Annotated in this window: 24 protein-coding genes, 1 riboswitch and 1 other annotated feature; of the genes, 8 read left to right on the top strand and 16 right to left on the bottom strand. The window is 28.1% G+C overall.

Going from position 1 to position 26,929, the window contains the following annotated elements:
- The first annotated feature begins 28 nt into the window (after positions 1-28).
- A complete protein-coding gene (locus tag CLPUN_RS19835; RefSeq protein WP_077848969.1) occupies positions 29-1,042 on the top strand; it encodes a CehA/McbA family metallohydrolase in 1,014 nt (337 codons plus the stop codon).
- Positions 1,043-1,104: 62 nt separating this feature from the next.
- Here the strand turns inward: CLPUN_RS19835 and CLPUN_RS19840 are convergent, their stop codons facing one another.
- Complete coding sequence (locus CLPUN_RS19840) at positions 1,105-1,425, bottom strand: hypothetical protein (protein WP_077848970.1); 321 nt, start codon at positions 1,423-1,425, stop codon at positions 1,105-1,107.
- Positions 1,426-1,673: 248 nt separating this feature from the next.
- Between CLPUN_RS19840 and CLPUN_RS19845 the strand changes: the two genes are divergently transcribed.
- Both CLPUN_RS19845 and CLPUN_RS19850 read left to right on the top strand, forming a co-directional pair.
- Positions 1,674-2,141 (top strand): Lrp/AsnC ligand binding domain-containing protein, encoded by a 468-nt coding sequence (locus CLPUN_RS19845; protein WP_077848971.1) that lies wholly within the window; start codon positions 1,674-1,676, stop codon positions 2,139-2,141.
- Between the two features lie 117 nt (positions 2,142-2,258).
- A complete protein-coding gene (locus CLPUN_RS19850) occupies positions 2,259-3,011 on the top strand; it encodes a putative ABC transporter permease (protein WP_077848972.1) in 753 nt (250 codons plus the stop codon).
- 43 nt (positions 3,012-3,054) lie between these two features.
- Here CLPUN_RS19850 and CLPUN_RS19855 read toward each other — a convergent pair whose 3' ends face one another.
- A complete protein-coding gene (locus CLPUN_RS19855) occupies positions 3,055-4,806 on the bottom strand; it encodes a phosphoenolpyruvate carboxykinase (RefSeq protein ID WP_077848973.1) in 1,752 nt (583 codons plus the stop codon).
- A gap of 395 nt (positions 4,807-5,201) precedes the next feature.
- On the opposite strand from CLPUN_RS19855, the gene CLPUN_RS19860 reads away from it, so the two are divergent.
- A complete protein-coding gene (locus CLPUN_RS19860; RefSeq protein WP_077848974.1) occupies positions 5,202-6,080 on the top strand; it encodes a ComEC/Rec2 family competence protein in 879 nt (292 codons plus the stop codon).
- A gap of 147 nt (positions 6,081-6,227) precedes the next feature.
- On the opposite strand, the gene CLPUN_RS19865 is transcribed toward CLPUN_RS19860, so the two are convergent.
- From CLPUN_RS19865 to argS, 6 genes are all read right to left on the bottom strand, one after another.
- Entirely contained in the window at positions 6,228-6,950 is a 723-nt protein-coding gene (locus tag CLPUN_RS19865) for a ribonuclease H-like domain-containing protein (RefSeq protein ID WP_077848975.1), read from the bottom strand.
- A 14-nt stretch (positions 6,951-6,964) separates the two neighbouring features.
- A complete protein-coding gene (locus CLPUN_RS19870) occupies positions 6,965-7,693 on the bottom strand; it encodes an HAD-IB family hydrolase (protein WP_077848976.1) in 729 nt (242 codons plus the stop codon).
- A gap of 89 nt (positions 7,694-7,782) precedes the next feature.
- A complete protein-coding gene (locus CLPUN_RS19875) occupies positions 7,783-8,319 on the bottom strand; it encodes a nitroreductase family protein (protein WP_077848977.1) in 537 nt (178 codons plus the stop codon).
- A gap of 45 nt (positions 8,320-8,364) precedes the next feature.
- Positions 8,365-9,468 carry an acyltransferase family protein gene (locus CLPUN_RS19880; RefSeq protein WP_077848978.1) on the bottom strand — a complete coding sequence of 368 codons (1,104 nt, stop codon included), beginning with the start codon at positions 9,466-9,468 and terminating at the stop codon, positions 8,365-8,367.
- Positions 9,469-9,489: 21 nt separating this feature from the next.
- Complete coding sequence (locus tag CLPUN_RS19885) at positions 9,490-10,626, bottom strand: AI-2E family transporter (RefSeq protein ID WP_077848979.1); 1,137 nt, start codon at positions 10,624-10,626, stop codon at positions 9,490-9,492.
- 436 nt (positions 10,627-11,062) lie between these two features.
- Positions 11,063-12,754, bottom strand: coding sequence for an arginine--tRNA ligase (gene argS / locus CLPUN_RS19890; RefSeq protein WP_077848980.1), 1,692 nt, complete (start codon positions 12,752-12,754; stop codon positions 11,063-11,065).
- Between the two features lie 99 nt (positions 12,755-12,853).
- Positions 12,854-13,122: a binding site (T-box leader), on the bottom strand.
- A gap of 196 nt (positions 13,123-13,318) precedes the next feature.
- Here argS and CLPUN_RS29260 point away from each other — a divergent pair.
- Positions 13,319-13,450, top strand: a complete 132-nt coding sequence (locus tag CLPUN_RS29260; RefSeq protein WP_278281669.1) for a hypothetical protein — start codon at positions 13,319-13,321, stop codon at positions 13,448-13,450.
- Between the two features lie 103 nt (positions 13,451-13,553).
- On the opposite strand, the gene CLPUN_RS19895 is transcribed toward CLPUN_RS29260, so the two are convergent.
- The 3 genes from CLPUN_RS19895 to CLPUN_RS19905 form a co-directional block, all read right to left on the bottom strand.
- A complete protein-coding gene (locus CLPUN_RS19895; RefSeq protein ID WP_077848981.1) occupies positions 13,554-14,204 on the bottom strand; it encodes a site-2 protease family protein in 651 nt (216 codons plus the stop codon).
- Positions 14,205-14,329: 125 nt separating this feature from the next.
- Positions 14,330-15,364 carry a dipeptidyl-peptidase IV gene (locus tag CLPUN_RS19900; protein WP_077848982.1) on the bottom strand — a complete coding sequence of 345 codons (1,035 nt, stop codon included), beginning with the start codon at positions 15,362-15,364 and terminating at the stop codon, positions 14,330-14,332.
- A 20-nt stretch (positions 15,365-15,384) separates the two neighbouring features.
- The gene (locus CLPUN_RS19905) at positions 15,385-16,428 is read right to left on the bottom strand and encodes a phosphodiester glycosidase family protein (protein WP_077848983.1); all 1,044 of its coding nucleotides are present in this window, start codon (positions 16,426-16,428) and stop codon (positions 15,385-15,387) included.
- 254 nt (positions 16,429-16,682) lie between these two features.
- Here CLPUN_RS19905 and CLPUN_RS19910 point away from each other — a divergent pair, with 254 nt between their 5' ends.
- Complete coding sequence (locus tag CLPUN_RS19910; protein ID WP_077848984.1) at positions 16,683-17,657, top strand: biotin--[acetyl-CoA-carboxylase] ligase; 975 nt, start codon at positions 16,683-16,685, stop codon at positions 17,655-17,657.
- A 163-nt stretch (positions 17,658-17,820) separates the two neighbouring features.
- Here CLPUN_RS19910 and CLPUN_RS19915 read toward each other — a convergent pair whose 3' ends face one another.
- Positions 17,821-18,774, bottom strand: coding sequence for an L-lactate dehydrogenase (locus CLPUN_RS19915; protein ID WP_077848985.1), 954 nt, complete (start codon positions 18,772-18,774; stop codon positions 17,821-17,823).
- Positions 18,775-19,046: 272 nt separating this feature from the next.
- Here CLPUN_RS19915 and CLPUN_RS19920 point away from each other — a divergent pair, with 272 nt between their 5' ends.
- A complete protein-coding gene (locus CLPUN_RS19920; protein WP_077848986.1) occupies positions 19,047-19,664 on the top strand; it encodes a 3'-5' exonuclease in 618 nt (205 codons plus the stop codon).
- Between the two features lie 142 nt (positions 19,665-19,806).
- The gene (locus CLPUN_RS19925; RefSeq protein ID WP_077848987.1) at positions 19,807-19,968 is read left to right on the top strand and encodes a rubredoxin; all 162 of its coding nucleotides are present in this window, start codon (positions 19,807-19,809) and stop codon (positions 19,966-19,968) included.
- A gap of 90 nt (positions 19,969-20,058) precedes the next feature.
- Here CLPUN_RS19925 and pflA read toward each other — a convergent pair whose 3' ends face one another.
- From pflA to ilvD, 4 genes are all read right to left on the bottom strand, one after another.
- Positions 20,059-20,778: a pyruvate formate-lyase-activating protein gene (pflA, locus tag CLPUN_RS19930; RefSeq protein WP_077848988.1), complete on the bottom strand. Its 720-nt coding sequence runs from the start codon at positions 20,776-20,778 to the stop codon at positions 20,059-20,061.
- Positions 20,779-21,019: 241 nt separating this feature from the next.
- Entirely contained in the window at positions 21,020-23,251 is a 2,232-nt protein-coding gene (pflB, locus tag CLPUN_RS19935; protein WP_077848989.1) for a formate C-acetyltransferase, read from the bottom strand.
- 179 nt (positions 23,252-23,430) lie between these two features.
- Positions 23,431-23,507, bottom strand: a riboswitch (ZMP/ZTP riboswitch).
- Positions 23,508-23,616: 109 nt separating this feature from the next.
- The gene (locus CLPUN_RS19940) at positions 23,617-25,065 is read right to left on the bottom strand and encodes a glycoside hydrolase family 1 protein (RefSeq protein ID WP_077848990.1); all 1,449 of its coding nucleotides are present in this window, start codon (positions 25,063-25,065) and stop codon (positions 23,617-23,619) included.
- A gap of 43 nt (positions 25,066-25,108) precedes the next feature.
- Entirely contained in the window at positions 25,109-26,824 is a 1,716-nt protein-coding gene (ilvD, locus tag CLPUN_RS19945; RefSeq protein WP_077848991.1) for a dihydroxy-acid dehydratase, read from the bottom strand.
- Positions 26,825-26,929 lie beyond the last annotated feature (105 nt).

The following is a 26,929-nucleotide window of genomic DNA, read 5'->3' on the forward strand; positions in this document are numbered from 1 at the left end:
ATTATAAGTAATTTTTAGAGGTATAACTTTGGGTAGAAAAAAGTCAGATAATTCTAACTTAAATATAGATAATTTAAAATTTTATTATGGCATTCCTCACTCTCATTGCAGTTTTTCTACTGGATGTGGAACTCCTGTTGAAGCTTTTGATTATGCAAGACATGCTGGTCTTGATTTTCTAATTTTAACAGACCATAATAATTATCTAACTAAAAATATACAATTTAAAAACTCTGAATTGAGTAGATGGAACACAGCTCAATATTTAGCTGCACGCTATAATAAAAAACATGAAAACTTTTTAGCTGTAATAGGTTTTGAAAGTAAGACTAACCCATTTGGAGATATTAATATAATAAATTCTAATAGATTTTTCACTGGTACTGTAAATAATTTTCAATTGTTAGTTATTTGGATGCTTAATAATCCAAATGCATTCATTTCAATTAATCATCCTCACAAAATAATAAAACAGTTAGAATATAATTCTATATTAAATAAAGTAATAACTTCTATCGAAGTTGGTAATGGATGCTTTCCTAATAATTACGTAAGATATGAAAAATATTATTACTACTTATTAGATATAGGCTGGAAGCTAGGTGCTATAAATAGTCAGGACAATCATAAATTGAATTTCGGTGATACGGAAAATTTAACATGTATAATTGCCACTGAACTTACAACAAGTTCTTTAGTTAATGCATTTAGAAATAGGCATACCTATTCAACAGAGTCTAGATCTTTAATTATGTACTTTACAGTAAACGATAATTTTATGGGTGATATAATTTTCTTAGATAATAATGAATTACAATTTTCAATTTTTGCTCATGATCCAGTCAATAAAATATTAGAAATTGATGTTATTTCTAATGGGGGAACAGTAATAAAAAAAATATCTGATTTAAATTTGCATAAAATAAAATATTTATATAATCATGAACCACTTGAAAATGAACTTTGGTATATAATAAAAGTTACTTTGGATAATAGTAGAATTGCCATAAGCTCTCCTATCTTCAGAAGTTTAAACATATAAACAAATAGAATGTATAATTACACAACTTTCTAGTCATATAAATTATACATTCTATTTAATCCTTAATCTTTCTTTACTCTGTTCGGCTTAGCCTTTGGCTTAATTACTATTTGCTTTTCCTTCTTTTTAGGACCACCTGTTTGTATAATATCCATAAACCATAAAAAGAATATTACGGCAAATATTGATATTCCAATTGTAAGGTACTGATTTATAGCCCCTAAAAATATTTGGACTGCAAATAATACTACTGCTATTGATAACGGTATCCACTTATTTATACGTACTTTACTAAATACATACTTTTTACATAATACATAGGCTCCCATTATAACAACAAACATTGCTATAAATGAAAGAATTGTCATAAAAAAGCTACTCATTGGTCATATACCCTCCTACAAAAAGTCTATACATTTAATAATAATTTATATATAAATTATTATCAAGCATTCCTCTAACTTTATTTAATATTTTTGTAGTTTGCCCTTAACATTGTAAAGTTATAATATTATCAAAATATCAATATTCTAAAATTTATTTTCCCAATCTTATAGTTTTCTCTTTAATTTTACCTATATATTTGATAAAATAAAAAAAGTATATTATATGAATAATACGAGGTGATATTATGAATTTAAACGTGAATAATAATTTAGATGAATTAGATTTACAAATACTTGATTTATTAATAAAAGATTGTAGAACTCCCTATTTAGAAATAGCAAGAATATGTCATGTTAGTGGTGGCACTATTCATGTTAGAATGAAAAAAATGGAAGATATGGGCATAATAAAAGGTTCTAGAATAATATTAAATCTTCCTAAATTAGGATATGATGTATGCTGTTTTGTTGGAATATATGTTGATAAAACTTCTTCCTTCAATGCTGTATTTGATGAAATGTCCACAATAAAAGAAGTTACAGAATTACATTTAACTACTGGTAACTATTCTATGTTCGCTAAAATAGTTTGTACTAATATTTTAGATTTACAAGATGTATTACTTAATAAAATAAATAATATCGATGGAATCCAACGAACTGATACATTTGTTTCATTATCCCAACCTATAGATAGAAATATATCTTTATAAACTATTTTGTAAATAATAAGAAATTTTTAATGTTAAATTAATATTATTTCATGTTTTTTTGATATATAATAAAAATTGTGAACAATGAATAAGTTAATTTGAGGAGGAAGTATATATTTGCGTACAATATTAAATTTTAATTATTATAATTTAATATATTTCTTTGCAATTTATTCTTTTTGTGGTTGGTGCATTGAAGTTTTATATTATTTTAAAAATGAACGTAGATTTGTTAATAGAGGATTTTTGTATGGTCCATTTTGTCCAATCTATGGCTTTGGGGCAGTATCTCTTGTAGTATTTCTGGATAGCTACAAGAATAATATATTTATATTATTTTTCTTAGCAGTTTTATTAACTTCAATTTTAGAATATTTTACAGGTTTTATATTAGAAAAAACTTTTAAAACTAAATGGTGGGATTATACCAAAGATCCATTTAACATACATGGTAGAGTTTGTTTACTATATTCTTTAATGTGGGGTGTTGGTGAAGTTATTATAATAAGAATAATACATCCTATTCTTAATAATTTAGTTATGAATATCCCTGGAATCTTAGGAGACATATTACTTTCTATAATTATTGTTTATTTTATTATTGATTTGTGTTTCACTTTAATTTCATTAATGGAATATGATAAACTATCATATTCATTTCAATTTGTATCAGTTAATTTCTTATTTGAAAAACCTAGTAATTTATTAACTTCTACAAGAGAAAAAGCTATTGATAAAATTAAATTTTTTGAATTCTTAAAGTTTAAATTCAAATTTAATTTAAACTTTAAGAATTCAAAATACAATTTTTCATATAACCCATTAAATCATATATTTAAATCTTTAAAAGATAAATTAAAAAGGGATTAAGGTAAATTATAAAATTACCTTAATCCCTTTTTTGATTTACTTTTTATTTCATTTTCTTTATTTCATTAAATAATTCTATTGCTGCATTTCTTGGTCCTTCTTTTTCTTGTCCCTCTACTCCTAGACAAGTTCTAATTTGACCAATTTTAACTTGTCCTTTTTCAAACATAACCTTAAAGTATTTATCAATAAGAATATTGGTTTCATCTTGCTTTTGGGCTGGACCAAAAGGATTGGCAAAGAAAGATTCTACTAACCCTTTTTCAGTAGTTGTTCCTTTTGCCATTCTAGCTCCCGATCTAAATACTTTGATTGCCTCATTTGAATTCGCAAAATAATTTAAATATTTCCCACCATCTCCCACACCTTCATAATTGTTAGCATAAAAGAAGAAATCTATTGGATGTCCCTTTGATATTTCTTTATATGAAGCTACTGGTACAACTAATCTTGCATTAATTTTATCTGGATTCATAAATATACTTCTATCCATTTCTTTAAATGCATATCCCTGATCTAGATCATCTAATCTAACAAATGCACCAATTTCAGTTCCATAACCTTTAATAACATCATCTTCTATTTTAAAGGTTCCCATATCATCAAAGATGATTGTCATATCAGAAATATAATCTTCACTTAAACTTCTAAATGCTTCTAAGCTTTCAGACTTACCTGCTCCACTGTCTCCCATAATAACAACATTGGCTTCATCTCCACTTTTAAGAACAATATTTACCATTGATCCATGTATTGGTAAGAAACCTCTTTTAATCATAATCAAATTATAGAGAGTTAATGTCATCTTCTTTAAATATCCAAAATAATCAATTTTCTCAGAATGACTCACATATCCAAGCATTATATCATTTTGAGCATCATCATAAAACACAGTCTTTAATTTTTCTCCGTCATCCTTAACTCCATACACATAAATTATATCTGGCTTTCTCCCTCTTGTTTCTTCACTCCTTGCCATTTCAAATAAGTTGCACAAACTTATTCCATGCTCCATAAAATCGCGATGAAAATAAATAAATGTAAGTAATCCACCTATTTTGGCTGGGTAGCAAAACCAATGTTCCTTATTTATTTGAGCATATTTTAATGGGTTATAATCTATCTCTGTAAACATTCCATCTCTTGTGTTTTTCTTTGGATAAGTAATAAATGGTGTTTCTAAAAGAATATGATCTATAAATGGAACTTCTTCTAATACTTCATAGCCATTTGGTCTTACCCATTCCATTTCATGAATCATTATGCAAGCATTTCCTCCTGCTGGTATTTGCCTATAAACTTTTGGTTTAAATCCTGCTACATGCTGTTCAATTTTTCTATATAAAGTTAAAATTAAAGTCGAAAAATTAGCATTTGCTTCTGTAAAACTAACTGCTGCAAGACCTTCTTGAACTTTATATCTATGAACTATAGTGTATCTTTCAAGTCTTCTCCAAAATAAATATAAATCCTCTGTAAATGCTATAAACTTATCTCTATCTTCCAACAATTTTGAATAAGCTGTGCTAACTTCTATAACTTCTTGGGCATTCATAACTGTTAAATATTTTATTACTATAGTTAAATTTCTTCTAATATCTAGTAAACTATCTGTACCTAAAGCTTCATTTAAGTATCTATATGATATGGAATTTCTCTTTTTGGCTTTTTTCAAATAGACCTCTAAAATTCGTCTAAATCCATCACTTTCTAATATAGATTCAAAGTTATTACAGTACTTTGCAGTAAAATTTATCATTACTTTGTCGTTACTAATGGAAAATTCTTTTTTCATTTTCAGACCCCCTACATGAAATTTTATTAGTTCTAATATTGCATTTTTTCTTCAATTTCCACGCATTAAATTAATTATATCATATTTTTTGCAATATTCAACCTTAGTTTTTTGCATTTTCTGTATATTTAATAAGTAATTACAGATAAAAATGAACTACAAATTCAATTCTATTTCCATGTAAAAATAAACATATCTATTTTAATCCTAATTATACTAATATATTTATTTAAAAAGAATTATATGAATATTATATTTTTTTAATATGTATTTGTTCGTATTTTCCTCTTCTAATATTCATATATTTTCATAAACATAGTATTATATTTTATTTATAAAAAACTGTTTATAATGTTACAATTAATATGAAAAATTAGGAGGAAAATATTAATTTTATGAATAATAATTATTTTAGAAAAAAATATTTATTTATAATTTTATTTGTTATATTAGCTTCAACTTTAACACTAGGTTGTAATTTCTCAAAAAATACTTCTAGTAAAAATAATCAACTTGAAGCTGATAAAATGATAGTTCATTATATAGATGTAGGTCAAGGTGACTCTATTCTTATCCAAGTAAATAATAAAAATCTTTTAATAGATGCTGGTCCTAAGTCAGATAAAAAAAAGCTTCTTAATTATTTGTCCGATTTAAACTTAGAGAAAATAGATTATGTAATTTCTACTCATCCACACGAAGACCATATTGGAAATATGTCTAAAGTAATAGATGATTATAAAATCTTAAATTTTTATGCACCCAAAGTTCAATCAACAACAAAGACCTTTGAGCAAATGATCGAATCCTTAAAATCTAAAAACTTAAAAATAAATGTTCTAAAAAGAGGTACTGCTTCTATTAACTTAGGTGAAAATACTAAGGTTACAGTCTTTTCACCAACTAAAGATTCATATGAAGATTTAAATAATTACTCACCAGTTATAAAGATTGAATATGGGAAAACTTCTTTTTTATTTACGGGAGATGCAGAGCAGGAGGTTGAAAAAGAAATATTAGCTTCCAATGAAGATATTAGCGCTAATGTTCTTAAAGTTGGTCATCATGGTTCCTCGACTTCTACTACAAAGGATTTCCTTAATAAAGTCCACCCCTTAATAAGTGTAATTTCTGTTGGGCAAGATAATACCTATAATCACCCAAATAATGATACACTTAAGCGTTTAAGTGAAAATAAGATAACTATCTACAGAACAGATAAAGATGGGACAATAGTATTATCTTCTGACGGTTCTAATATAACAAAGAAGTAATATCTAATCAGAATTACTCGGCAAATTTATATTAATAGAATTTGATAAATATTTTGTGTAAATTAGGCTCAACAAATTTAAGCGTCAAAAATTTAATATTTTCAATATTTCTCATATATAAAGAAAGCATCTCAAAACAATTAAAATTTATTTTGAGATGCTTTCTTTATTATCATTCTGTATACTTTCATCATCTTCTTCGAAATTAATTTCTTCAATAATTTCATCAAAAATATATTTTTTCCAATTTACATATATATAATATAAATTAATAACATCCTGTTCATTATAAAGAAGGATTTTTTCTATTTTTTCTTCTGGCATTCTCTTAAAATAACTTTTATCCTTCATAACTTTATGAAAGGTTTTTGCCAAATTAGACCCACTAATAACTTCTCCTTCTCTTATAATATCAAAAATCTTCTCTAAGTTTTTTAATCCTATAGAAACCTTCTTATCTTTTTCATATTCCTTTTGAATATCTATAGAATCAAACTCTTCATCAAAATTATAACTTATACCATTCTCTTTAAAAAGATAATTAATAACTGTAAAATCATTATTACCTGAAAATGTGATTATTACTTTTTTTCCATTTTTCTTCATTTTCATAAAATAATTTTTTGCAAGATACAATATATTAGTTGCTTCATCTCTATCTTCAATCATATACTGTGTAACTATGATATTTCTTGTTTTTTTATCATATTCACATGCCCCAAACACACCAATACACTTTGGTTTTTTATAAACATAATGTTCGAGATCAAAAAATATGATTTCTTCTGGATTATACTCTTTATTTTCAGACTTCATAATAAATTCATCACTATATTCTTCTATCTTCACTTTATTTTCACGAATAATCACAGTACCACTCTTTCCTATAAGAATTGTATATCTTCAATATCTAAATTATATATTACATCCTTTCTTTCAACTACAACATTAACCTTTTTTATTAATTCTCTATCTTTTAAAACTTTTTGCAAAAGTTCTTTTGTTGGATTCATGCAATATGGATGTTTTACATTTTTAAACATTGTATAATCCCCTGCTGTGTCTCCATAGGCATAACTTTTATCTAAATCTATATCATATTTATTTACAAAATCATTTATTGCCTTAGCTTTACTTTTACTATCCCACATTGGAATTACATTTCCTGTATATACTTCATCATCATCTGTAATATATTTTGCGCCTATGTAATCTGTAAATCCATATTTCTTAGCCATTTCACTAACAAGCTCTGAAGGTGATCCTGATATTATGACTAATTTATGATTATTAACTTGATGCCATTTTATTCTATCCCTTGTAAAAGTATATACTCTATCTCCCTTTTGTTCTACAACTTTTTGAGCTATATACTCCATTTGCTGTCGTTTCAAACCTTTAATAGATTCAATATATATATCAATCATCTTCAAGAGATAATTATCATAATCTCCTTGCCTTTTATCCCATTTCATAAAATATGGCCTTACATCATTATACCATCTTTCTGAACCTATAATTTCATATTTGACCATTTTTTTAAATACTTCTGTTATCAATCCTTCTCTATATAAAGTTCCATCTAAATCAAAAAATGCACCTATATCTGACATTCTATCACGTCCTTTACTTATGTATGTTAATAAAATAAAAAACAAAGTTCTCATATATTTATTGGCTATGTTATTTTATTTACAATAATCTATTCTATAAAAGTTGAAATTTCATCTATACTCTTTCTTATTTTTTTTCTTAAATCATTATTTTCTGGATATCCTATAGCTACTACTAATCTAATTCTTTTTAATTTACTAATATTTAAAAGGTTTTTAAGCTCCTTTTCCTTAAACCAACCCAAAATACATGTTCCTAAATCTTGCTGAGTTGCAGCTAAGCATAAATGTTCTGTTGCAATCCCAAGATCAACTGATCTATAATCCTGTTGTTTCATTAAAGCACCTGCACGTGACGTAAGATTTCCACTTTCTTCAACAACAATTATAAATGATTGACATTCACTAGCAAACTTATTCATAACTTTATCTTGAGTATACATAGCTACTTTTGCTGCTAATTCTTTATTATTAACAACAATAAAATGCCATGGCTGACTATTACATGCAGATGGTGCTATTCTTGCTGCTTCAATACACTTTATTAATTTTTCTTTTTCAACCGGCTTATCTAAATATTTCCTGCAACTTTGACGGCTTCTTATTAACTCAAAAAAATTCTCCATAAAATTTATCTCCTATTTTCTTAAATTTCAATTTTATTAAATTCTTTACTTACCACCAATTAAGTACTTGGTTATTTTTATTTTTTTAAATATTTCATAAACGCCAAAAGTTATGATAAATGAGCTTCCTAATATTATTAAAATGGATACATATATAGGTAATTTGTAATACTTAAGCAAGTAATATGAAATAACTACTATTATAGGTTGATGTAATATATATATAGGGAAACAAGCTTTGTTTAAATACATCAACAATTTGCCTCCATTAGTTAAATATTTTTGTCCATACCCAATAATAGCCACAATCGTTGTTATCATAACACAATTTCTCATTAATGATAATAAAATTTTCAATCCTTTATTTTCTCCATCTTGTTCTAAATTATAGTGATGTATAATCAAAAACACATATAATACAAATAAAATTGCTGTTATAATTAAACTTTTCATCTTTTTTCTATCTATATATTTTAAGTAATCTTCATCACCATAAGCAATATATCCCATCAAAAACACTATTAAAAATATTAATATATTCTTTTCGGCAATCGCAAGTGGAGTCATATCTGCAATAAATAACACTAATACAGAAAAAATCAAAGAATATTTGCCCGTCAATTTATCCTTAAGCTTTAATAAAAATTTTTTCATGCTTTCTTTTTCTAAATTTCTGATAATAAATAAACTAATTGTTGAAATAATAAATAAATATAAAATAAACCATAAATGAGCCGGTCCTAGTCCTCCATCATAAGGTATGTTGGAAATAGTGGTCCAAAAATATTTATATTGTTCAAAATAAGTCCCTACAGACTTTCCTCTGCTTATACGTGCAAAATATCCTTGAGGAGGAACTAAAATCATCATCCCCAGTATAAAAGGTACAAGAAGCCTTTCTACTCTTTCCAATACATATCTCTTTTCACTCCTACTGTCTAAAGAAAATCTTGTAGATGCTCCAGCTAAAAAGAATAATACTGGCATATGCCAAGGAATACAAAATATGAATATTATTGTAGCAGCCCAGCTTTTACTATAATACCAAATATACCAGGGCTCATAATATGTAAATATTGAAGCAGTATGGAATACAAACAATAATAACACACCAATATTTCTTATCCAATCAATTTCGTTCCTTCTCATTCTTACTCCACTTTCTAAAGTTTATTCTTCGATTAATTCACCAAGATTTTCTCTTTTAACTAAATTAGGATTAGTTTCCTTAAACCTCTTTAAAAATTTTTCATAATAAATATTTATGGTTGCCATTGTAGGTGATCCGAGCAGCATTCCCACAGGTCCCCAAAAACCGCCTCCAATAGTTACACCTAAAATAATTCCAAAAGGACTAACTCCTACTTTTTTTCCTATAAGCTTAGGATCAAGATACCATGCATCAAATAAATGTATAGAAAGTAAAAGTATAAATACTATTAAAGCCTTCATAGGCGAAACAAAAACTGCAACTATAACACCAACAATTTCACCAATAAGTGGTCCGAAATAAGGAATCATATTAGTTACACCACCAATTAATGCAATCAATGGTGCATAAGGTTCTCCAACAATTATTAAGCCAACAAGTGCTATCATTCCTATTATTGCAGAATCAATTGCTTTTATTCCAATATAAATTCCTATCATTCTATTATATGTTCTAATAAAATTTATTAATCTAGTTCCATTTTTTTCTCTAAGAATCATATATGTAATAGTTCTAGTACTCCTTACAAATTTCTCTTTGTCTGATAAAACATAAATTGAAATTAAAAATCCTAAAATCACATTAAGTAAATTTGATGTAAATGATAATAAATACATGGCTAAATTCTGAAGCAAATCTATTGTTACACTTCCTATTTGACTAGATATCTCTTGAAATTTACTTAAGAGTCCTGCTTGTATAATTAAACCTTTTAACCTTTCATTTTGAAGCAAAGTATTAATCCATTTTTGTACCTCTTCTACATACATTGGCATTTCTTTAGTTATATTTAGTATGCTGTCTATTATGCTTGGTATAGTGAAAAATAACACTATAAATATCAAAGCTATAATTATAGAATATGTAATTGCTATAGCTAATGCTTTCTTTATTTTTAAACTTTTTTCAAAAAAATTAACGATTGGATTTAATATATAAGCACAAATCATTGCATATATAAATGGAGACATAATTGATAAAATCTTTTTACCAATATCAAAGAAATAACTATAATTATCTATAAACTTATAACCAATTACCCCCAGCAGTGCAAAGATTAATATATCTCTATACTTAATATTTCTATTTATAAACAATTTATTTCAAATCCCTTCTCTCAAAAATTTTTAAATGAACAAATAATTGATCAGATAATAATTCAACTTTATATTGTCTTTTAATTACATTAAGTTAACATATTTAGATAATGAATATATACAGACAGTTAGTATGAATTAAAACATGAATAACATCACTCTTTATTATTATATGATTATAATTATATCATATATTTATTTCTTAATATTGACTCTTTTTTTATATTATAAAATTATCTCGTACTTAAAAGACATACGAAATTAAGTAAACTATGATTCAATGTATTACTAAATATTTGAGAATTAAGATTGAACACTAGTTGTTTTCCTTGATTTTATTTTTTAGAATAATTTCCTGTAAATAAAAAATAGAGGTTGCACTCTCTAGAGAGTTTTCCTCTATTTCTATTTATCCTATACTACTCTAATAGAATTTTTACATTTTTTCTACTACATCTATCCCAAGTAATTCTAAGCCATTTTTAATTACTTGTAAGCTTGCTTTTACCAAATTTAATCTAGTGGCTTTTAAATCTTCATCTTCTAAATTTAATACTGAATGTGCATTATAGAATTTATTAAAGCCTTTTGCTACTTCAATTACATATCTTGTTAATATTGATGGCTCTAATTTATCTAATGCTAATGTTATTGTATTATTAAAATTAGCTATACTCTTAACTAATTCAAATTCTTCCTTTGAAGATAATTTACTATACTCGGCGGTTCCTGTACAGTCTTTTCCTTTATTTAATATACTATTTCCTCTAGCATATGAATATTGTACATACGGACCTGTTTCCCCATCAAATGATAAAATTTCTTTCCAATCAAAGACAATATCTTTTTCTCTTGAATTTTTAAGATAAGTGAATACTACAGCTCCAACACCAATCTTCTTTGCAACTTCTTCCTTGTTTTCAAGTTCTGGATTCTTCTCATTTATAACTTCCATAGTTTTTTCAACTGCTTCACGAAGTAAATCATCAAGTAAAACAATTGAACCATTTCTAGTTGAAAGCTTTCTATCTGCAAATTTAACTAATCCAAAACCTACATGAACACAATCCTTTGACCATTCATGCCCGGCAAGTTCTAACACCTTAAATACTTGCTTAAAATGTAAAGCTTGTGGAGTTCCAACTACATAAATACATTTATGAAAATCATAAGTTTTCTTTCTATACATTGCCGCTGCTAAATCTCTTGTTGCATATATAGATGCACCATCAGCCTTAAGTACTATACATGGAGGCATATTATAATCTTCAAGCATTACAACTTGAGCTCCATTGCTTTCTACAAGAAGTTCTTTTTCTCTTAATTCATCAACAACTACATCCATCTTATCATTATAAAATGCTTCACCAGCTAAAGAATCAAATTTAACACCTAAAATATTATAAACTCTTTCAAATTCCTTTAAGCTTAATTCTCTAAATCTAGTCCATAAAGCTGTAGCCTTTTCATCACCAGTTTCTAACGCTTTAAAGTTAGCTCTTGCTTCATCTTCTAAGCTAGGATCTTTTTCTGCTTCCTCATGAAATTTAACATATATTCTAAGTAATTCATCAATAGGAGCTTTTTCTAGGGATTCTTCATCTACCCATCTATCATATGCTGATATAAGTTTGCCAAATTGAGTTCCCCAATCTCCTAAATGATTCAAACCAACAGTATTATAGCCTTCTTTTTGAAACATTTTATATAAGGCATTTCCTATAGCTGTAGTAAATAAATGTCCAACATGAAAAGGCTTTGCTATATTAGGTGAAGAATATTCAACACAAACTGTTTTCCCTTTGCCAACATTTGATGCTCCATAGTTATTTCCAGCTTCTAAAACCTTATTGATTGTATTTTCTGTAAATACACCCTTATCCACAAAAAAATTAACATATGGTCCAAGATTTTCAATTCTTTCAAATCCCTCTCTAGACATATTACTTTTTAATTCTTCTGCTATCATATTTGGTGCTTTTCTCATAACCTTTGATAATTGAAAACATGGAAATGCATAATCACCCATTTCTGGCTTTGGTGGTATTTCAATTAAATTTTCTATAACTTGAATATCCAATTCCACATGCGCTTTTATAAGTTCTGCAACTTTATTTTTATAATTCATAAATATCCTCCTCTTATTTTGTATACAAAATTTTATTAATATTAAATCTTATTGTAAAAAATAATTTCATTAAAAATAAAAAAATCCCCCTCCTATTAACAAAGAGACGAATTATCCGCGGTACCACTCTAATTGTATTTTATGTAAATAAAATACCCCTTAACTTTTAACGCAATTTTATTTGCGATCCTCCTTACTCAAAGCTGAAAAATAAATAATTCAACATATAGATATTGACTATTACTTCTTCTTAATTTCAGGTGATTTCTCCAAGGCTCTTTTCATTATAATTTATCCACAAGGCTTACACCATTTCCCCGCTCGCTTAAGGAATCAATTAAAATACTTTTCCTCTTCTTAGAATTTTCAATATTAATGATAATAAATTATACAAATTATATGAAATTTTGTCAACTTATTTTCGTCATATCCATTAAATTTATTACTTAAACAAGTTATAATTTTTACGTTTATATTTGAGCTAATTCAGTTAAATTTACATTAAGGAATGTTCTTGGTTCTAGTTATTATAAAATAATTGATGAAGCTAAGAGTTATATAAAATTGGTTCGAGATTTAATACATAATGATAAAATATCAGAAAATAAAATTAACGAAATATTACCTTATGATACAAATATAAGTTTTGAAATTAGACAGCCACTTAAAGTAAAAAAGAGATTTAAAGAAATATAGCATAGATAACTTAAAATAGAATAAATTTAAATATTAGCAAAAACATATTAAACGTATACCCAAATTTTCTTTGGATATACGCCTTATTTAAATTCCAAACACACTAAAATAAATTAACTACCTGAGATGCAAGAGTCATTAACCCTTTTAATATAAAACTAGCTGGTATTTGAATTATTCTTCCACCAACAAATATAAGTGCTAACATTATCAACATTTGATATTGATAGAATTTTTCTTCATATCTATGAAAAGTATTTGGCTTTAAATCTCTTAAAAGACTAAATCCATCAAGTCCTGGTATTGGTATTAAATTAAATAAACCTATATTTACATTTACAATAACAGCTAACTGTATCATTGAAAATAGTACCCCTGCTAGCGACTCTGGCAAAATCCTATATCCAAATCTAGCAAAAAGACCTAATATTACAGCCATAACTATAGCAACCAGAAAATTTGCAATTGGTCCTGCCAAACTTACCTTTAAATCATCTTTATAATAGTTTTTATATGCAGATGGATTAGTTTGTACTGGCTTTGCCCATCCAAACCTAAATATTAATACTGCTATAAAGCCTATAGGATCAATATGTGAAATTGGATTTAAAGTCAATCTTCCTTGAAATCTCGGTGTTTTATCTCCAAGCTTATCAGCTACATATGCATGTGCATATTCATGAAATGTGAATGCAAGAAGCATTCCTGGAATTATTAATATTATATTAAGTATTGTATCTCGTAATGAATCCATATTATCCTCCTCTTTGTTATGTATATGTCTTGTATTATAACATATTTCCTATATACTCATACAGAGTTTTATATAAATAAAGAGTATTCAACCAAATTTAAAGATTGAATACTCTTTATTAACTTTTATTTTTCTTTTAAGCTCTTATAACTTAATTTTCCTTCTGTATCCTTTACTGCAATAAAATCTTCTTTTATTTGAACTAGCTTACCTTCATATGCCAGTTCTTTACCTGTAGTTAAGTTTTTTACACTACCTTTAAGATTATCATTGATTAATATTTCACTTTCATTACTAAAGTATAAATCATCATTATTTACAACTGAATCAAGAGTTATCTTCTTCCATGTTGACGTATCTTCCTCTACCTTACCATAAGTTACACTTGTTATTTTATCTCCATTAAGTTCACCCATATATAAAACGTCATTTTTATCAATTCCAAGAAGCGTTAATTTCTTATTAGAGTTAAATCCAAGCTGCTTACTAGGGTTAGTAACATAGAACTTGCCATTTATCTTATCTTCATATATTAATCTATCTGCATGTGGAATAACCTGCATATTACCTAAAATTAAGGTCTTTAGAGTTACTTCTTTCATATCATTATTTCTGTCTATTCTATAAACTATATTTTTTGATCCACCTTTGTCTATATCTATATAATATACTCCTGTAAATATTGATGCACTTATTTTTTTAACTGTCATATTTTCTTGATATGAACAAATTTCTTTAACAATAGTTTCTGTAGAATTTTTTGCATTATATGTTATTATTTGAATTTTATTTTTGCCATCCTTTTTAACCTTTTCTGCTATTACTAATATCTCTCTATCTTGAAGCCAATCATAATAAAGAATAGTTCCATCATTTTCTGTTTTAACCTGATTACTTGTTCCAGTTTTAGAATCTTGCAAAAATAAACTATCATTTTCCTTGTAAATTAAGTATTTACCATTATATGATATACTGACATCTTTTGCTGTACTTGAAATATTTGCCTTAATATCCTTCGTAGTATCTTTTTTAACCTCTATTGGTTTACTTGCAAATTCTGATGTATGCTTAAATACAATGTTATTTAAGAAATATAACCCACCAATTTGCAGTATTATAGATAACATTGCCCATGCAATTATCTTTTTAAACACTTTCATAACCAAACCTCACCTTCTGTTTATTTAACAATAATTGCTGTTGCAATAGTTCTTTCTCCCATACTATTTGATGGCTTATTTATAATTTCTCCATCATAATACATAGTGGTTGATTTACCACCATCTAAATTCATTGCATTAAGGCAACCTAATTTAGACATAATTTCTTGTACTTCTTTTACTGTTGCACCTAAACTTCCTAGTTCTCTACCATCTATAACCAAGAAAATTATCGCTCCATCTTTTCTTTGACCTATTGCAGTTTTAGGAGCTATTCCAAATCCACCATCTCCACTTATTTGTGTCATTTTCCCATTAATAATCAATGCTGGATAAAAGCTTACAGCTTCTTGAACACCCTTTTCTTTAAGTTCTGCTACTGAAAAATTTCCTACAAGCATAGTACCATTTTTGGTTATTCCAAGAGAAGTTGTTTTTCCTCCGCCTAAATCATCATATACAACTTTTCCTTCATTCATAATAACCCCTGTTGGTAATCCTCCATTCCCAGTCCATTCAGCTGAAGATGACTGATCTACGAATCCACCACCGTTAATTGCTGCAATTGCACCATTTTTCTCTGCAATTTGAGATGTAATTTCACCTTCAACTTTTAACTTAGAAGTGTAACCAATCTTAACTCTCGTTGGGTCTTTTATTACCATCCAATAGCCATTATATTTAGAATTCCCATCAAGTTGATTGATTTCTATAGTATCATCTTTAATCTTTGGAATATCAATTTGTGATGTATCTGTTGTTTCGCTAGTTGTTTCAACAGCGTTTTGACCTTGAATTTTCGCTATTCTTTCATCTGATAAAAACCATTTAGCCAAATATTGATGACTTGCTGAAGTCATTGCTGCTCCAACATATGTACTTTTTGCCGTTTCAAATGGTCCATATAAAAGTATAAATGGAAATGTACATGCTGTGAAGAGAAGTTCAAATGCTAAAAATGCTACTATTGTTTTAGCTGAAAATTTCCTTGATTTTTTCTTCACTTTTTTTACTTTTGTTCTATTCTTTTGATTCATATTTTTACTATTTTTATTTATTTTCATTTCATTATCCTCTCCGGAATGTCTTAAATAGACTTGTGTTTTGGTTATACCAAACTTTATTATATATTATTTCGTTTTAAAACGCTAGGACTAATTTACTTTTGACATAATTAAGCATTTATATATATTTTTTTATCTTATTTTGTCAAATATGAGATAATTATCTTATATATCAGTAGTTTATGGCATATACTTCAATTTTCTTTTTTGACTTCCTTAGTTATGATATAATGCATATTAGGAGGGATACATTTATGGAAGATAAAATATTAATTGAATTAAAAAATTCTAAAGATTATATTTCTGGAGAAACTTTAAGTTCAAGCTTAAAGGTTTCAAGAGCTGCTATATGGAAGCATATAAAAAACTTAAAATCAAAAGGTTACTTAATAGATGGGATTTCAAATAAAGGTTATAAATTAATCTCTTCTCCTGATTTAATAAATAAAAGTGAACTCTTATCCTTAATGAAAACATCTATATTAGGAAGAAATATAATTTATTTTGATAATATAAATTCTACAAATATTAAAGGAAAAGAACTTGCACAAAGAGATATTGAAAATGGCAGTTTAATAATTGCTGAAAAACAAACTCTAGGAAATGGACGTTTTAGTAGAAAATGGGTTTCTCCAAATGGTGGGCTTTGGTTTTCTTTAGTTTTAAGACCAAATCTTCCTCCAACTGAAGCACCAAAAATCACTCAAATTGCAGCTGCTTCAATTTATAAAACTTTAAATGATCTTAATATTAACTCAACTATAAAATGGCCTAACGACATACTTATAAATGATAAAAAGCTTTGTGGAATATTAGCTGAAATGAAATGTGATATGGATCAAGTACATTATCTAATTTTAGGTATAGGTATAAATGTTAATATTAATGAAATGGATTTTGATGAAAGTATAAAATCTACTGCAACTTCATTAAAAATTCAATTTAATAAACAATTTAATAGAAATAAAATACTTGCTACATTTTTAAATCATTTTGAGATTTTATACAATAAATTTTTAACTACTCTAGATTTATCTGAAACAATTTCAATTTGCAGAGCTCACTCTAACATTTTTGGAAAGAAAGCTAAATTAATTACATATAATAATGAGGAAATCGTTACTTGCGTTTCCTTATCTGATGCTGGCGATCTTATTATAAAAGATCACACAGGAAATGAAAAAGCAGTACTTACTGGTGAAATAAGCTTTAATGGAGTTAATAACTAAATTTATTTTCTGAATTTCATTTATTGTTATGACACCATTCATTTTATGGTTGATAGCTATCTTTATAATAAGAAGGTGTTGTGTAAAAGTAATTTTTGATCCTTTAACCAACACCTTTTATTATATTTTATAGAAAAGTAACTCATTTTCTTTACAAAATTACTTACTCATTTATCACTTTTTGAATATGCTCCTTTAATACACTTGCTGATTCTTGTAATCTTCTTAATTCTTCTTCATTCTTCAATTCTGGATTTACAATTCTTACAACGCCTGTACTATTAATAATTGTTGGTACTGCTAAATAAACATCATCAATTCCATATTGACCTTCCATTAAGCAAGATATAGTCAAAATAGTATTTTCATCTCTTAATATAGCTTCTACTATTCTATTTACTGCTAATGCTACTGCAAAATAAGTTGCATTTTTTCTGCTTATTATTTCATAAGCAGCATTTTTAACATCACTTTCTATTACTGCCTTAACTTCATTATCCCATTCTAAATTAAATTTCTTAGCATATTCCTCAAAACTCTCTCCTGCTATACTTGCTGTACTCCAGCTTACAACTTCACTATCACCATGTTCACCTAAAACATATGCATGAATATTATTATTATTTACATTTAAATATTTACCAATTACATATTTTAGTCTTGATGTATCCAATACAGTTCCCGAAGCAATAACTCTTTCCTTAGGGAATCCTGATAATTTATATGTGATATATGCTAAAATATCGCATGGATTTGATACAACTAACAAAATTGCATTTGGACTTGCTGCTGCAATTTGTGGTACAAAGCCTTTAAATATTTTATAATTTTTTTCAATTAAATCTAATCTAGTTTCCCCTTCTTTTTGAGCTGCTCCTGCTGTAATTATAACTATATCTGAATCTTTAGTTTCTTCAATATTGCCTGCATATATGCTAACTGGTTTTACAAAAGATGTGCCATGAACTAAATCCATAACTTCTCCCATTGCTTTCTCCATATTTATATCAAATAAACATATTTCTGTAGCCACACTACTATTCATTAGAGCATATGCAGTTGTTGCTCCTACAAAACCTGCACCTATTACAGATATTTTACGTTTTCTTTCTACCATTCTATCTTCCTCCTATAGTTTAAATTACTTTTATTCTTTCCAAATATTTAATTTTTATCCATTGTTAAATTTTTATCATACTTTATTATAACCTATTTTTTCTTTTATGTAAATATTATTAATTAATAATCATTATTATTTTTAATAAGTAATTTGAATTTTTCTATAAATACTATATAATTAAATTTAGCTACATATTAGTGATATTTGGTGAAATTATAAGCTGGGCTTTTATCTTTATATTGCCCATATACAAATGGAGGTACACTTTAATGAAATTATTATTTTTTGATACAGAAACTACTAGCATAAAACCTGGCAGCATATGTCAATTAAGTTATATAACTGTTGATGCTAGTGTAAAACCTCAGGTAACAACTGGGAAGAATTTCTTCTTTACAGTTGATGAAATGGACCCTTCTGCAGAAGAAATTCATGGTTTTTCTTTAGAAAAACTTTATGATTTATCTAACGGACAATATTTTGAAGACTTAGTACCTGATTTTTATGATGACTTTGTTAGCTCTGATTTTTTGATAGGGCATAATGTTAATTTTGATGTTAGATTTTTAAAACATGAGTTAATATCTTTAGATGAAGATTTTAATCCTAAAAATGTTTTTTGTACTATGGCATACTACAGAGACATATGCAAAATCAAAAAAGCTAATGGAGAAATCAAAAACCCTAAATTATCTGAAGTAATAGATTGGCTTAATATATCGACTGAAAAAATTGCTGAAACATCCGAAAAATTATTTGAAGGAAGTGGAAATTATCATGATGCAAGATTTGATACAGCTGCAACTTATTTAACTGTTATAGAAGGGTTAAAGAAAGGTTATTTCCCTAAAGGTTATTTCACAAATATTCTTAATTCTAAAAAATAAATATTTATCTATGGTTACCACCATCATAACTTAATCATATAATATACTATAATTAAAAATTTTACTAATTCATATTTCTTTTAACTTTTATAAAACTATAATATAGCTTTTTTCTTTCATATATTGTAAATGGGGTGGTAAAATGAAAAAATACATTTGTGAAGTTTGTGGATATATTTATGATCCTGAAATTGGAGATGCTGATGGAGGCATTACTCCTGGTATAGATTTTAATGATTTACCAGATCATTGGGTTTGTCCTATATGCTCTTTTAACAAGGATAATTTTTCAGTTGAAGATTGATTATATTACATTAGTAATAGTAGCCTAAAGAGACTATAAGATTTTTTCCTATAGTCTTCTTAGTTTCTCATATTTAAAATATAAATAAATTTAACTATCTAATTTTTTAAATAATTCTTCTTGATACTTTTTAGTGAGTTCCTTATTCATAGGTTCTACCCCTTCCAATGGATACTTAATTCCTAAAACCTTATATTTATTTGCTCCTAAAACATGATATGGAAGCAATTCTACCTTTTCAATATTTGGAATTGTATCTGTAAATTCTTTAAGTTTTTTTAGATGTTCCTCTCCATCTGTTAATCCAGGCACTACTACATGTCTTATCCACATCTTAACTTTATTTTTCTTCATCGTTTCTAAAAACCTTAAAGATTCATCGATTTCTACACCTGTAATATTTTTATATCCTTCTTTAGTAAAATGTTTTGCATCAAATAATACTAAATCCGTGTATTTTAATATTTCATCGTAATCTCCAAAGCCATATCCTGAAGTATCAAGACAAGTGTGTATGCCTTTATTTTTACATAATTTTAATGCTTCAAGAAGAAATTCCGGTTGCCTTAAAGGATCTCCACCAGAAAATGTAACTCCTCCACCACTACTTGCAAAATAGGTTTTAAATCTTTCTATTTTTTTAACTAACTCTTCTGGAGTATACTCTTCGCCACCATCAGTACACCATGTATCTGGATTATGGCAAAATTTACATCTTAGCGCACAACCTTGAAGAAATACTACCACTCTTATTCCTGGTCCATCTACAAGTCCCATGGATTCTATTGAATGTACTCTGCCTTTTACCATAATATCAACTCCTTTAATTCAATTAACAGTTCAAAGTTAACAATGATGATTTTATTTCTTATTTGTACCAAATACATTAATTTAATAAAATTATTTTTATTAAATTCTCTAATTCTTATACTACCACATTTTATACACAAATTTATAGTATAAATAAACGGAACCTTAGATTCACTAAATAAATTTTACTGTTCATCCAAGGTTCCATCTATATTTATATTATCCTAATCCAATTTATTCACTAAATGCTTTCATGGAATGTTCTGCTTATAACTTCTAATTGTTGCTCTTTTGATAATCTGCTGAAGTTAACTGCATATCCAGAAACTCTAATTGTTAATGTTGGATATTTATCTGGATTTTCCATAGCATCAATCAATGTTTGTCTGTTAAGAACATTAACATTTAAGTGATGAGCTCCTTGAACAAAATATCCATCTAAAATTGAAACTAAGTTACCTATTTTTTGGTTTTCATCCTTTCCAAGTGCATCTGGAACAATTGAGAATGTGTTAGAAACACCATCTTGACATATTCCATTATATGGTATCTTGGCTACTGAATTAAGTGATGCTAAGGCTCCATTTACATCTCTTCCATGCATTGGATTAGCCCCTGGTGCTAATGGTTCCCCCTTCTTTCTTCCATCTGGAGTTGTACCTGTCTTTTTGCCATACATAACATTAGATGTAATTGTAAGTGCTGATAATGTATGTTTGGCATCTCTATATAATGGATGCTTTTTAAGTTCATTTGAGAACTTAGTAACTAATGCTACGCCTAAATCATCTGCTCTATCATCATCATTTCCGTATTTAGGGAAATCTCCTTCTACATCAAAATCTACAGCTATTCCATCTTCATTTCTGATTGGCTTAACTTTAGCATATTTAATAGCTGATAATGAGTCTATAGCAACTGAAAGTCCTGCAATACCAAAGGCCATTAATCTTTCTACTTCAGTATCATGAAGTGCCATTTGGCTAGCTTCATAAGCATATTTATCATGCATGCAGTGAATAATATTCATTGTATCTACATAAACTTTAGCCACATATTCTAATACCTTGTCATAATTTGCTTTAACTTTTTTAAAGTCAAGAACTTCTTCATCTGTAAGCTTTGAAATTCCTGGAACTACTTTTATACCCTTTAATTCATCTACTCCACCATTTATAGCATATAAAAGTGATTTGGCTATATTAGCTCTCGCTCCAAAGAACTGCATTTGTTTACCAACCTTCATTGCAGATACACAACAAGCTATTGCATAATCATCACCATAAATTGGTCTCATAACTTCATCACTTTCATATTGAATAGCATCTGTCTTTATTGAAATTTCTGCACAATACTTTTTAAAGCTTTCTGGTAATTTATCTGACCATAAAACTGTTAAGTTAGGTTCTGCTGATGTTCCTAAATTTATTAAAGTATGAAGATATCTGAATGAATTCTTAGTTACAAGAGGTTTACCATTGATACCAACACCTCCAATTGATTCAGTTACCCAAGTTGGATCTCCACCAAATAATTCATTATATTCTGGAGTTCTTAAGTGCCTAACCAATCTTAATTTTATTATAAGCTGATCAACTAATTCTTGAGCTTCTTTTTCATTTATTAAGCCAGCTTCTAAATCTCTTTCAATATATATATCTAAGAAAGTAGAAGTTCTTCCAAATGAAGTTGCGGCTCCATTGTTTTCTTTAATACCTGCTAAGTAGGCAAAATACAAATGTTGTGTTGCTTCTCTTGCATCTGCTGCCGGTTTAGATATATCAACACCATACTTTGATGCCATTGATTTAACTTCGCTTAAAGCTCTAATCTGCATAGATACTTCTTCTCTTTTTCTTACCAACTCATCAAGCATATCACCATTTAAATTATCAAGATCCTTTTTCTTTTCTTCAATTAAATAATCTATACCATAAAGTGCAACTCTTCTATAGTCACCTATTATTCTTCCTCTACCATAAGCATCTGGAAGACCTGTTAAAAGCCCTGCACTTCTAGCAGCTCTGATTTCTTTTGTATAAGCATCAAATACACCTTCATTATGAGTTTTTCTATACTTAGAAAAATATTTTTCGATATTTTCATCTAATTTATATCCATATTCTTCCAAAGAACTTTGAACCATTCTCATGCCACCAAAAGGATTTACAATTCTCTTAAGTGGCGCATCTGTTTGAAGACCAACTATAACTTCATTTTCTTTGTCTATATATCCAGCCTCATAATTATCAATTCCAGATACAATATCAGTGGCTACATCAATTATTCCTTTTTTAACTTCTTCAACTATTAATTCATATGCTTTCTTCCATACTTTATCTGTCTTTTCAGATTTACCTTCTAAAAAGTTTGAGTCACCTTCATATAATTTATAATTTTTTTGTATAAAGTTTCTTACGTCGATACCCTCTTGCCAAGTCCCTTCTTTGAAACCTTCCCATTGTTTAAACATTTGTTATCCTCCTTTATACTATACAATAAACTAATTGTTATTTTTTTATCAATTAATTCATACTTTTATTCTATACTTTAAATTCATGCTTGTCAATGATATCTTTTATCATTTAACATTTGTTCTCATTTTATCTAAAAGTTCCTCATTTTAACAACTAAAAAAAGCCGACTGTCTAGGCTTTTTGCCCAGACGGTCGGCTTTTTTAGTCATACTTCATGTGGTTAATCCACTTCCGTCAGTCATATGACCAATATCTTATATTTATCCTACTATGCTCTTATAAATTTGTCAATACAGTTAAAATTATTAATTAAATTATTTTTGTATATTTTACTTCAAGTCTTCATATAAGTAAATATTATTTACTTATAAACTATTTCTGTATTTTTTGCTTCGAAGTATCTATCATTAGATAATTTTTCAAACCAACGACCAGACTTTTTAATAATCCTATTTCTATTATCTTCTAAGTTTATTTCAACTAATCCATATCTATTTTTAAATGCATTTTGAGGAGATACATTATCAGTAAATGCCCATAACATATACCCTATACAGTTGCATCCTTCTTCAATAGCTTTTAAAAGCCATACTAAATGATTCTCTATAAACTCTATTCTATAATCATCTTGTATTACACCTTCTTTATTTTTATATTTTGATTCACCTTCTACTCCCATTCCATTTTCAGCAATGAACCATTCAATATTTCCATATTCATTTTTAATTCTCATTGCCATATCATACATTATTTGAGGATATATCTCCCATCCCCTATGTGGATTCACTTTTTTGCCTGGCAAATCGAACATTTCATAATAATATGATGGATGAAAAGGAACTTCTGAATTCCAACCACTAGTCCTAGCTTTTACTCTATGTGGAAAATACAAATTTAATCCTAATAAGTCAACTGTATTATTTTTAATAACAGCCAATTCTTCATCATTGTAATTAAATAAGCAATCATGTTTTTTAAGAACTTTAAACAGTTCTTGTGGAAATTCTCCTTTTATGCTCGGATCAAGATATAGTTTATTAAAGAAAAGATCATACATTTCAGCAGCTTTTATATCATGAGGTGCTGATGATCTTGCATAGGTTACTTCTGGATTTAAAATAACACCAATCTTCGCTCCAATATCTTTTCCAACATTACCAGCTTTAAAAATTTCTACTACTTTTGCTGTTGCGAGGACTTTATTATAATTCCATTGCATCCAAGTTTTTGTATTTTGTTCAAATGGCCATCTAATTGCATCTAAATAAACTCTAGTTTGGACTACTATAGGTTCATTAAAAGTAAACCAATACTTAACCTTATGTCCAAAAGCTTCAAATGCTTTTTGTGCATATTTAACGAATAGATCAACTACATGCTTTGATTCCCAACCACCATATTTTTCAAACAATACTGCTGGCAATTCGTAATGTTCTAAGCATATCATTGGTTCAACACCATTTTTAATAACTTCATCAATCATATTGTTATAGTATTTAAAAGCTTCATCATCAATTTCAGCAGTTTCATAATCTTTTATAAATCTAGACCAATCAATAGATGTCCTATATTTTTGTAGTCCTACTTCCCCCATAAGTTTTGCATCTTCTTTATATCTTCTATAAAAATCAGTAGCTAATGTAGGTCCATAACCGTTGTGCCAAAGATGTGGTGTAGACTTATACCACAAATCCATATAAGAATATTGCCCATCTTTTTTTCCTGTCCATCCCTCGGTCTGCCACGCAGATGCTGCTGCTCCAATAAAGAAGTTTTCTGGTAATTTAAATTTACTCTTTTTTAACTCCATATCCTGCCTCCAAATATATTATAAAATTTAGAATTATTTTAATTTATTTCATATACCCGCCCTTCATTGGTGATACTGCATTATCTGAAAATATTTTTAAAATCCCAGATTTATATTTTGACTTTCTTGGTGCCCAATTCTTTTTACGTTCTAAAAATACTTTTTCAATTTCTTCTTTACTGCATCTTTCACCATTTACTCCAACAACTTGTATAATCCTTTGTGAAATACTAATTTCAATCAAATCATATTCTTGGATTAGTGCAATTGGTCCACCCACTGCTGCTTCTGGTGACACATGTCCAATTGCAGGACCTTTAGATGCTCCAGAAAATCTACCATCAGTTATTAATGCTATACTTGTAGATAATTCTTCGTCAGAAGAAATTGCTTCTGTTGTGTAAAACATTTCTGGCATTCCACTTCCTTTGGGACCTTCATATCTTATAATCACTGCATCCCCCGGACGAATCACTTTCTTTAAAACTGCATCAATTGCTTCTTCTTCACTATCAAATGGTTTTGCTTTTAATACAACCTCATGCATTTCCTTTGGAACAGCAGAATGTTTTACTACTGCACCCTCTGGTGCTATATTTCCTTTTAATATTGAAACTGAACCATTGGTCCCTATAGGATTATTAAATGGACGAATAATCTCTTCTCTCTTTATGCCTATCTTTTCTAAATAGCTATTACATTTTTCATAGTACCCATTAGTTTGTAGTTCTTCTAAGTTTTCCCCTAAAGTCTTACCTGTTACAGTCAGTACGTCTAAATGAAGCATATGTTTTAACTCTTCCATTATTGCAGGCACCCCACCAGCATAATAAAAGTATTGCGCTGGCCATTTTCCTGCAGGACGTATATCTAATAAGTAATGTGCATCTTTATGTATTCTATCAAAAGTTTCTTCATCTATATATAATCCAAATTCATGAGCTATAGCTGGTAAATGTAATAGTGAATTAGTAGACCCTGAAATTGCTGCATGAACTAGTATGGCATTTTCAAATGATTTTGATGTTACAATATCTTTTGGCCGAAGATTCATATTAACTAATTTGATAGCTTGTCTACCTGCTCGTAATGCAACCTCTTCTAATTCTTCGCATGTAGCTGGCATTAATGAACTCCCTGGAAGCATTAGTCCTAAAGCTTCTGCCATTACCTGCATTGTAGCTGCTGTTCCCATAAATGAACAAGCTCCACAAGATGGACATGCATTTTCCTTATAATAGGTTAATTTCTCTTCCGTGATTTCTCCACGCTTACACATAGCACTATAAGCACCTATTTGTTCTAAAGTTAATAAGTCTGGACCAGCTTCCATTACTCCTCCAGTAACCATAATGGACGGTATATTCAATCTTCCAATTGCCATAAGATGTGAAGGAACTGCTTTATCACAACTTGAAATAAATACTCCACCATCAAATGGAGTTGCATTAGCATGAATTTCAATTAAAGATGTTAATACATCTCTAGATGCTAACGAATAATTTATTCCATCATGACCTTGTGACATTCCATCGCAAATATCTGTTGCAAAATATCTAGCGGCCTTTCCACCCAATCGAGTAACTCCTTCTACTGCCTTGTTTACAAATTGGAAAAGGTGGGCACTTCCCGGGTGGCTATCTCCAAATGTACTTTCTATTATTATTTGTGGTTTTATTAAATCCTCAGTTGACCACCCCATTCCTCTGCGAAGCGGATCCATTTCCGGGGCAATTTTTCTTATTTCTTGACTTATCATATTATGATTCTCCTTAATTAATATTCACTTGCATTCAAAGCACATCAGATGTATTTATCATATCACATCTGATATTTTTGTCAATTTCTTTCATTTTTTAATCAT

This window comes from Clostridium puniceum (assembly GCF_002006345.1).
GTDB classification, from domain to species: Bacteria; Bacillota; Clostridia; order Clostridiales; family Clostridiaceae; genus Clostridium; species Clostridium puniceum.

Bases quoted from the DNA above. Each gene is read 5' to 3' on its own strand.
- CLPUN_RS19840 (WP_077848970.1), bottom strand. From the start codon at position 1,425: ATGAGTAGCTTTTTTATGACAATTCTTTCATTTATAGCAATGTTTGTT.
- CLPUN_RS19845 (WP_077848971.1), top strand. From the start codon at position 1,674: ATGAATTTAAACGTGAATAATAATTTAGATGAATTAGATTTACAAATA.
- CLPUN_RS19855 (WP_077848973.1), bottom strand. From the start codon at position 4,806: ATGAAAAAAGAATTTTCCATTAGTAACGACAAAGTAATGATAAATTTT.
- CLPUN_RS19860 (WP_077848974.1), top strand. From the start codon at position 5,202: ATGAATAATAATTATTTTAGAAAAAAATATTTATTTATAATTTTATTT.
- CLPUN_RS19870 (WP_077848976.1), bottom strand. From the start codon at position 7,693: ATGTCAGATATAGGTGCATTTTTTGATTTAGATGGAACTTTATATAGA.
- CLPUN_RS19875 (WP_077848977.1), bottom strand. From the start codon at position 8,319: ATGGAGAATTTTTTTGAGTTAATAAGAAGCCGTCAAAGTTGCAGGAAA.
- CLPUN_RS19880 (WP_077848978.1), bottom strand. From the start codon at position 9,468: ATGAGAAGGAACGAAATTGATTGGATAAGAAATATTGGTGTGTTATTA.
- argS (WP_077848980.1), bottom strand. From the start codon at position 12,754: ATGAATTATAAAAATAAAGTTGCAGAACTTATAAAAGCGCATGTGGAA.
- CLPUN_RS19895 (WP_077848981.1), bottom strand. From the start codon at position 14,204: ATGGATTCATTACGAGATACAATACTTAATATAATATTAATAATTCCA.
- CLPUN_RS19900 (WP_077848982.1), bottom strand. From the start codon at position 15,364: ATGAAAGTGTTTAAAAAGATAATTGCATGGGCAATGTTATCTATAATA.
- CLPUN_RS19905 (WP_077848983.1), bottom strand. From the start codon at position 16,428: ATGAAAATAAATAAAAATAGTAAAAATATGAATCAAAAGAATAGAACA.
- CLPUN_RS19910 (WP_077848984.1), top strand. From the start codon at position 16,683: ATGGAAGATAAAATATTAATTGAATTAAAAAATTCTAAAGATTATATT.
- CLPUN_RS19915 (WP_077848985.1), bottom strand. From the start codon at position 18,774: ATGGTAGAAAGAAAACGTAAAATATCTGTAATAGGTGCAGGTTTTGTA.
- CLPUN_RS19920 (WP_077848986.1), top strand. From the start codon at position 19,047: ATGAAATTATTATTTTTTGATACAGAAACTACTAGCATAAAACCTGGC.
- CLPUN_RS19925 (WP_077848987.1), top strand. From the start codon at position 19,807: ATGAAAAAATACATTTGTGAAGTTTGTGGATATATTTATGATCCTGAA.
- pflA (WP_077848988.1), bottom strand. From the start codon at position 20,778: ATGGTAAAAGGCAGAGTACATTCAATAGAATCCATGGGACTTGTAGAT.
- pflB (WP_077848989.1), bottom strand. From the start codon at position 23,251: ATGTTTAAACAATGGGAAGGTTTCAAAGAAGGGACTTGGCAAGAGGGT.
- CLPUN_RS19940 (WP_077848990.1), bottom strand. From the start codon at position 25,065: ATGGAGTTAAAAAAGAGTAAATTTAAATTACCAGAAAACTTCTTTATT.
- ilvD (WP_077848991.1), bottom strand. From the start codon at position 26,824: ATGATAAGTCAAGAAATAAGAAAAATTGCCCCGGAAATGGATCCGCTT.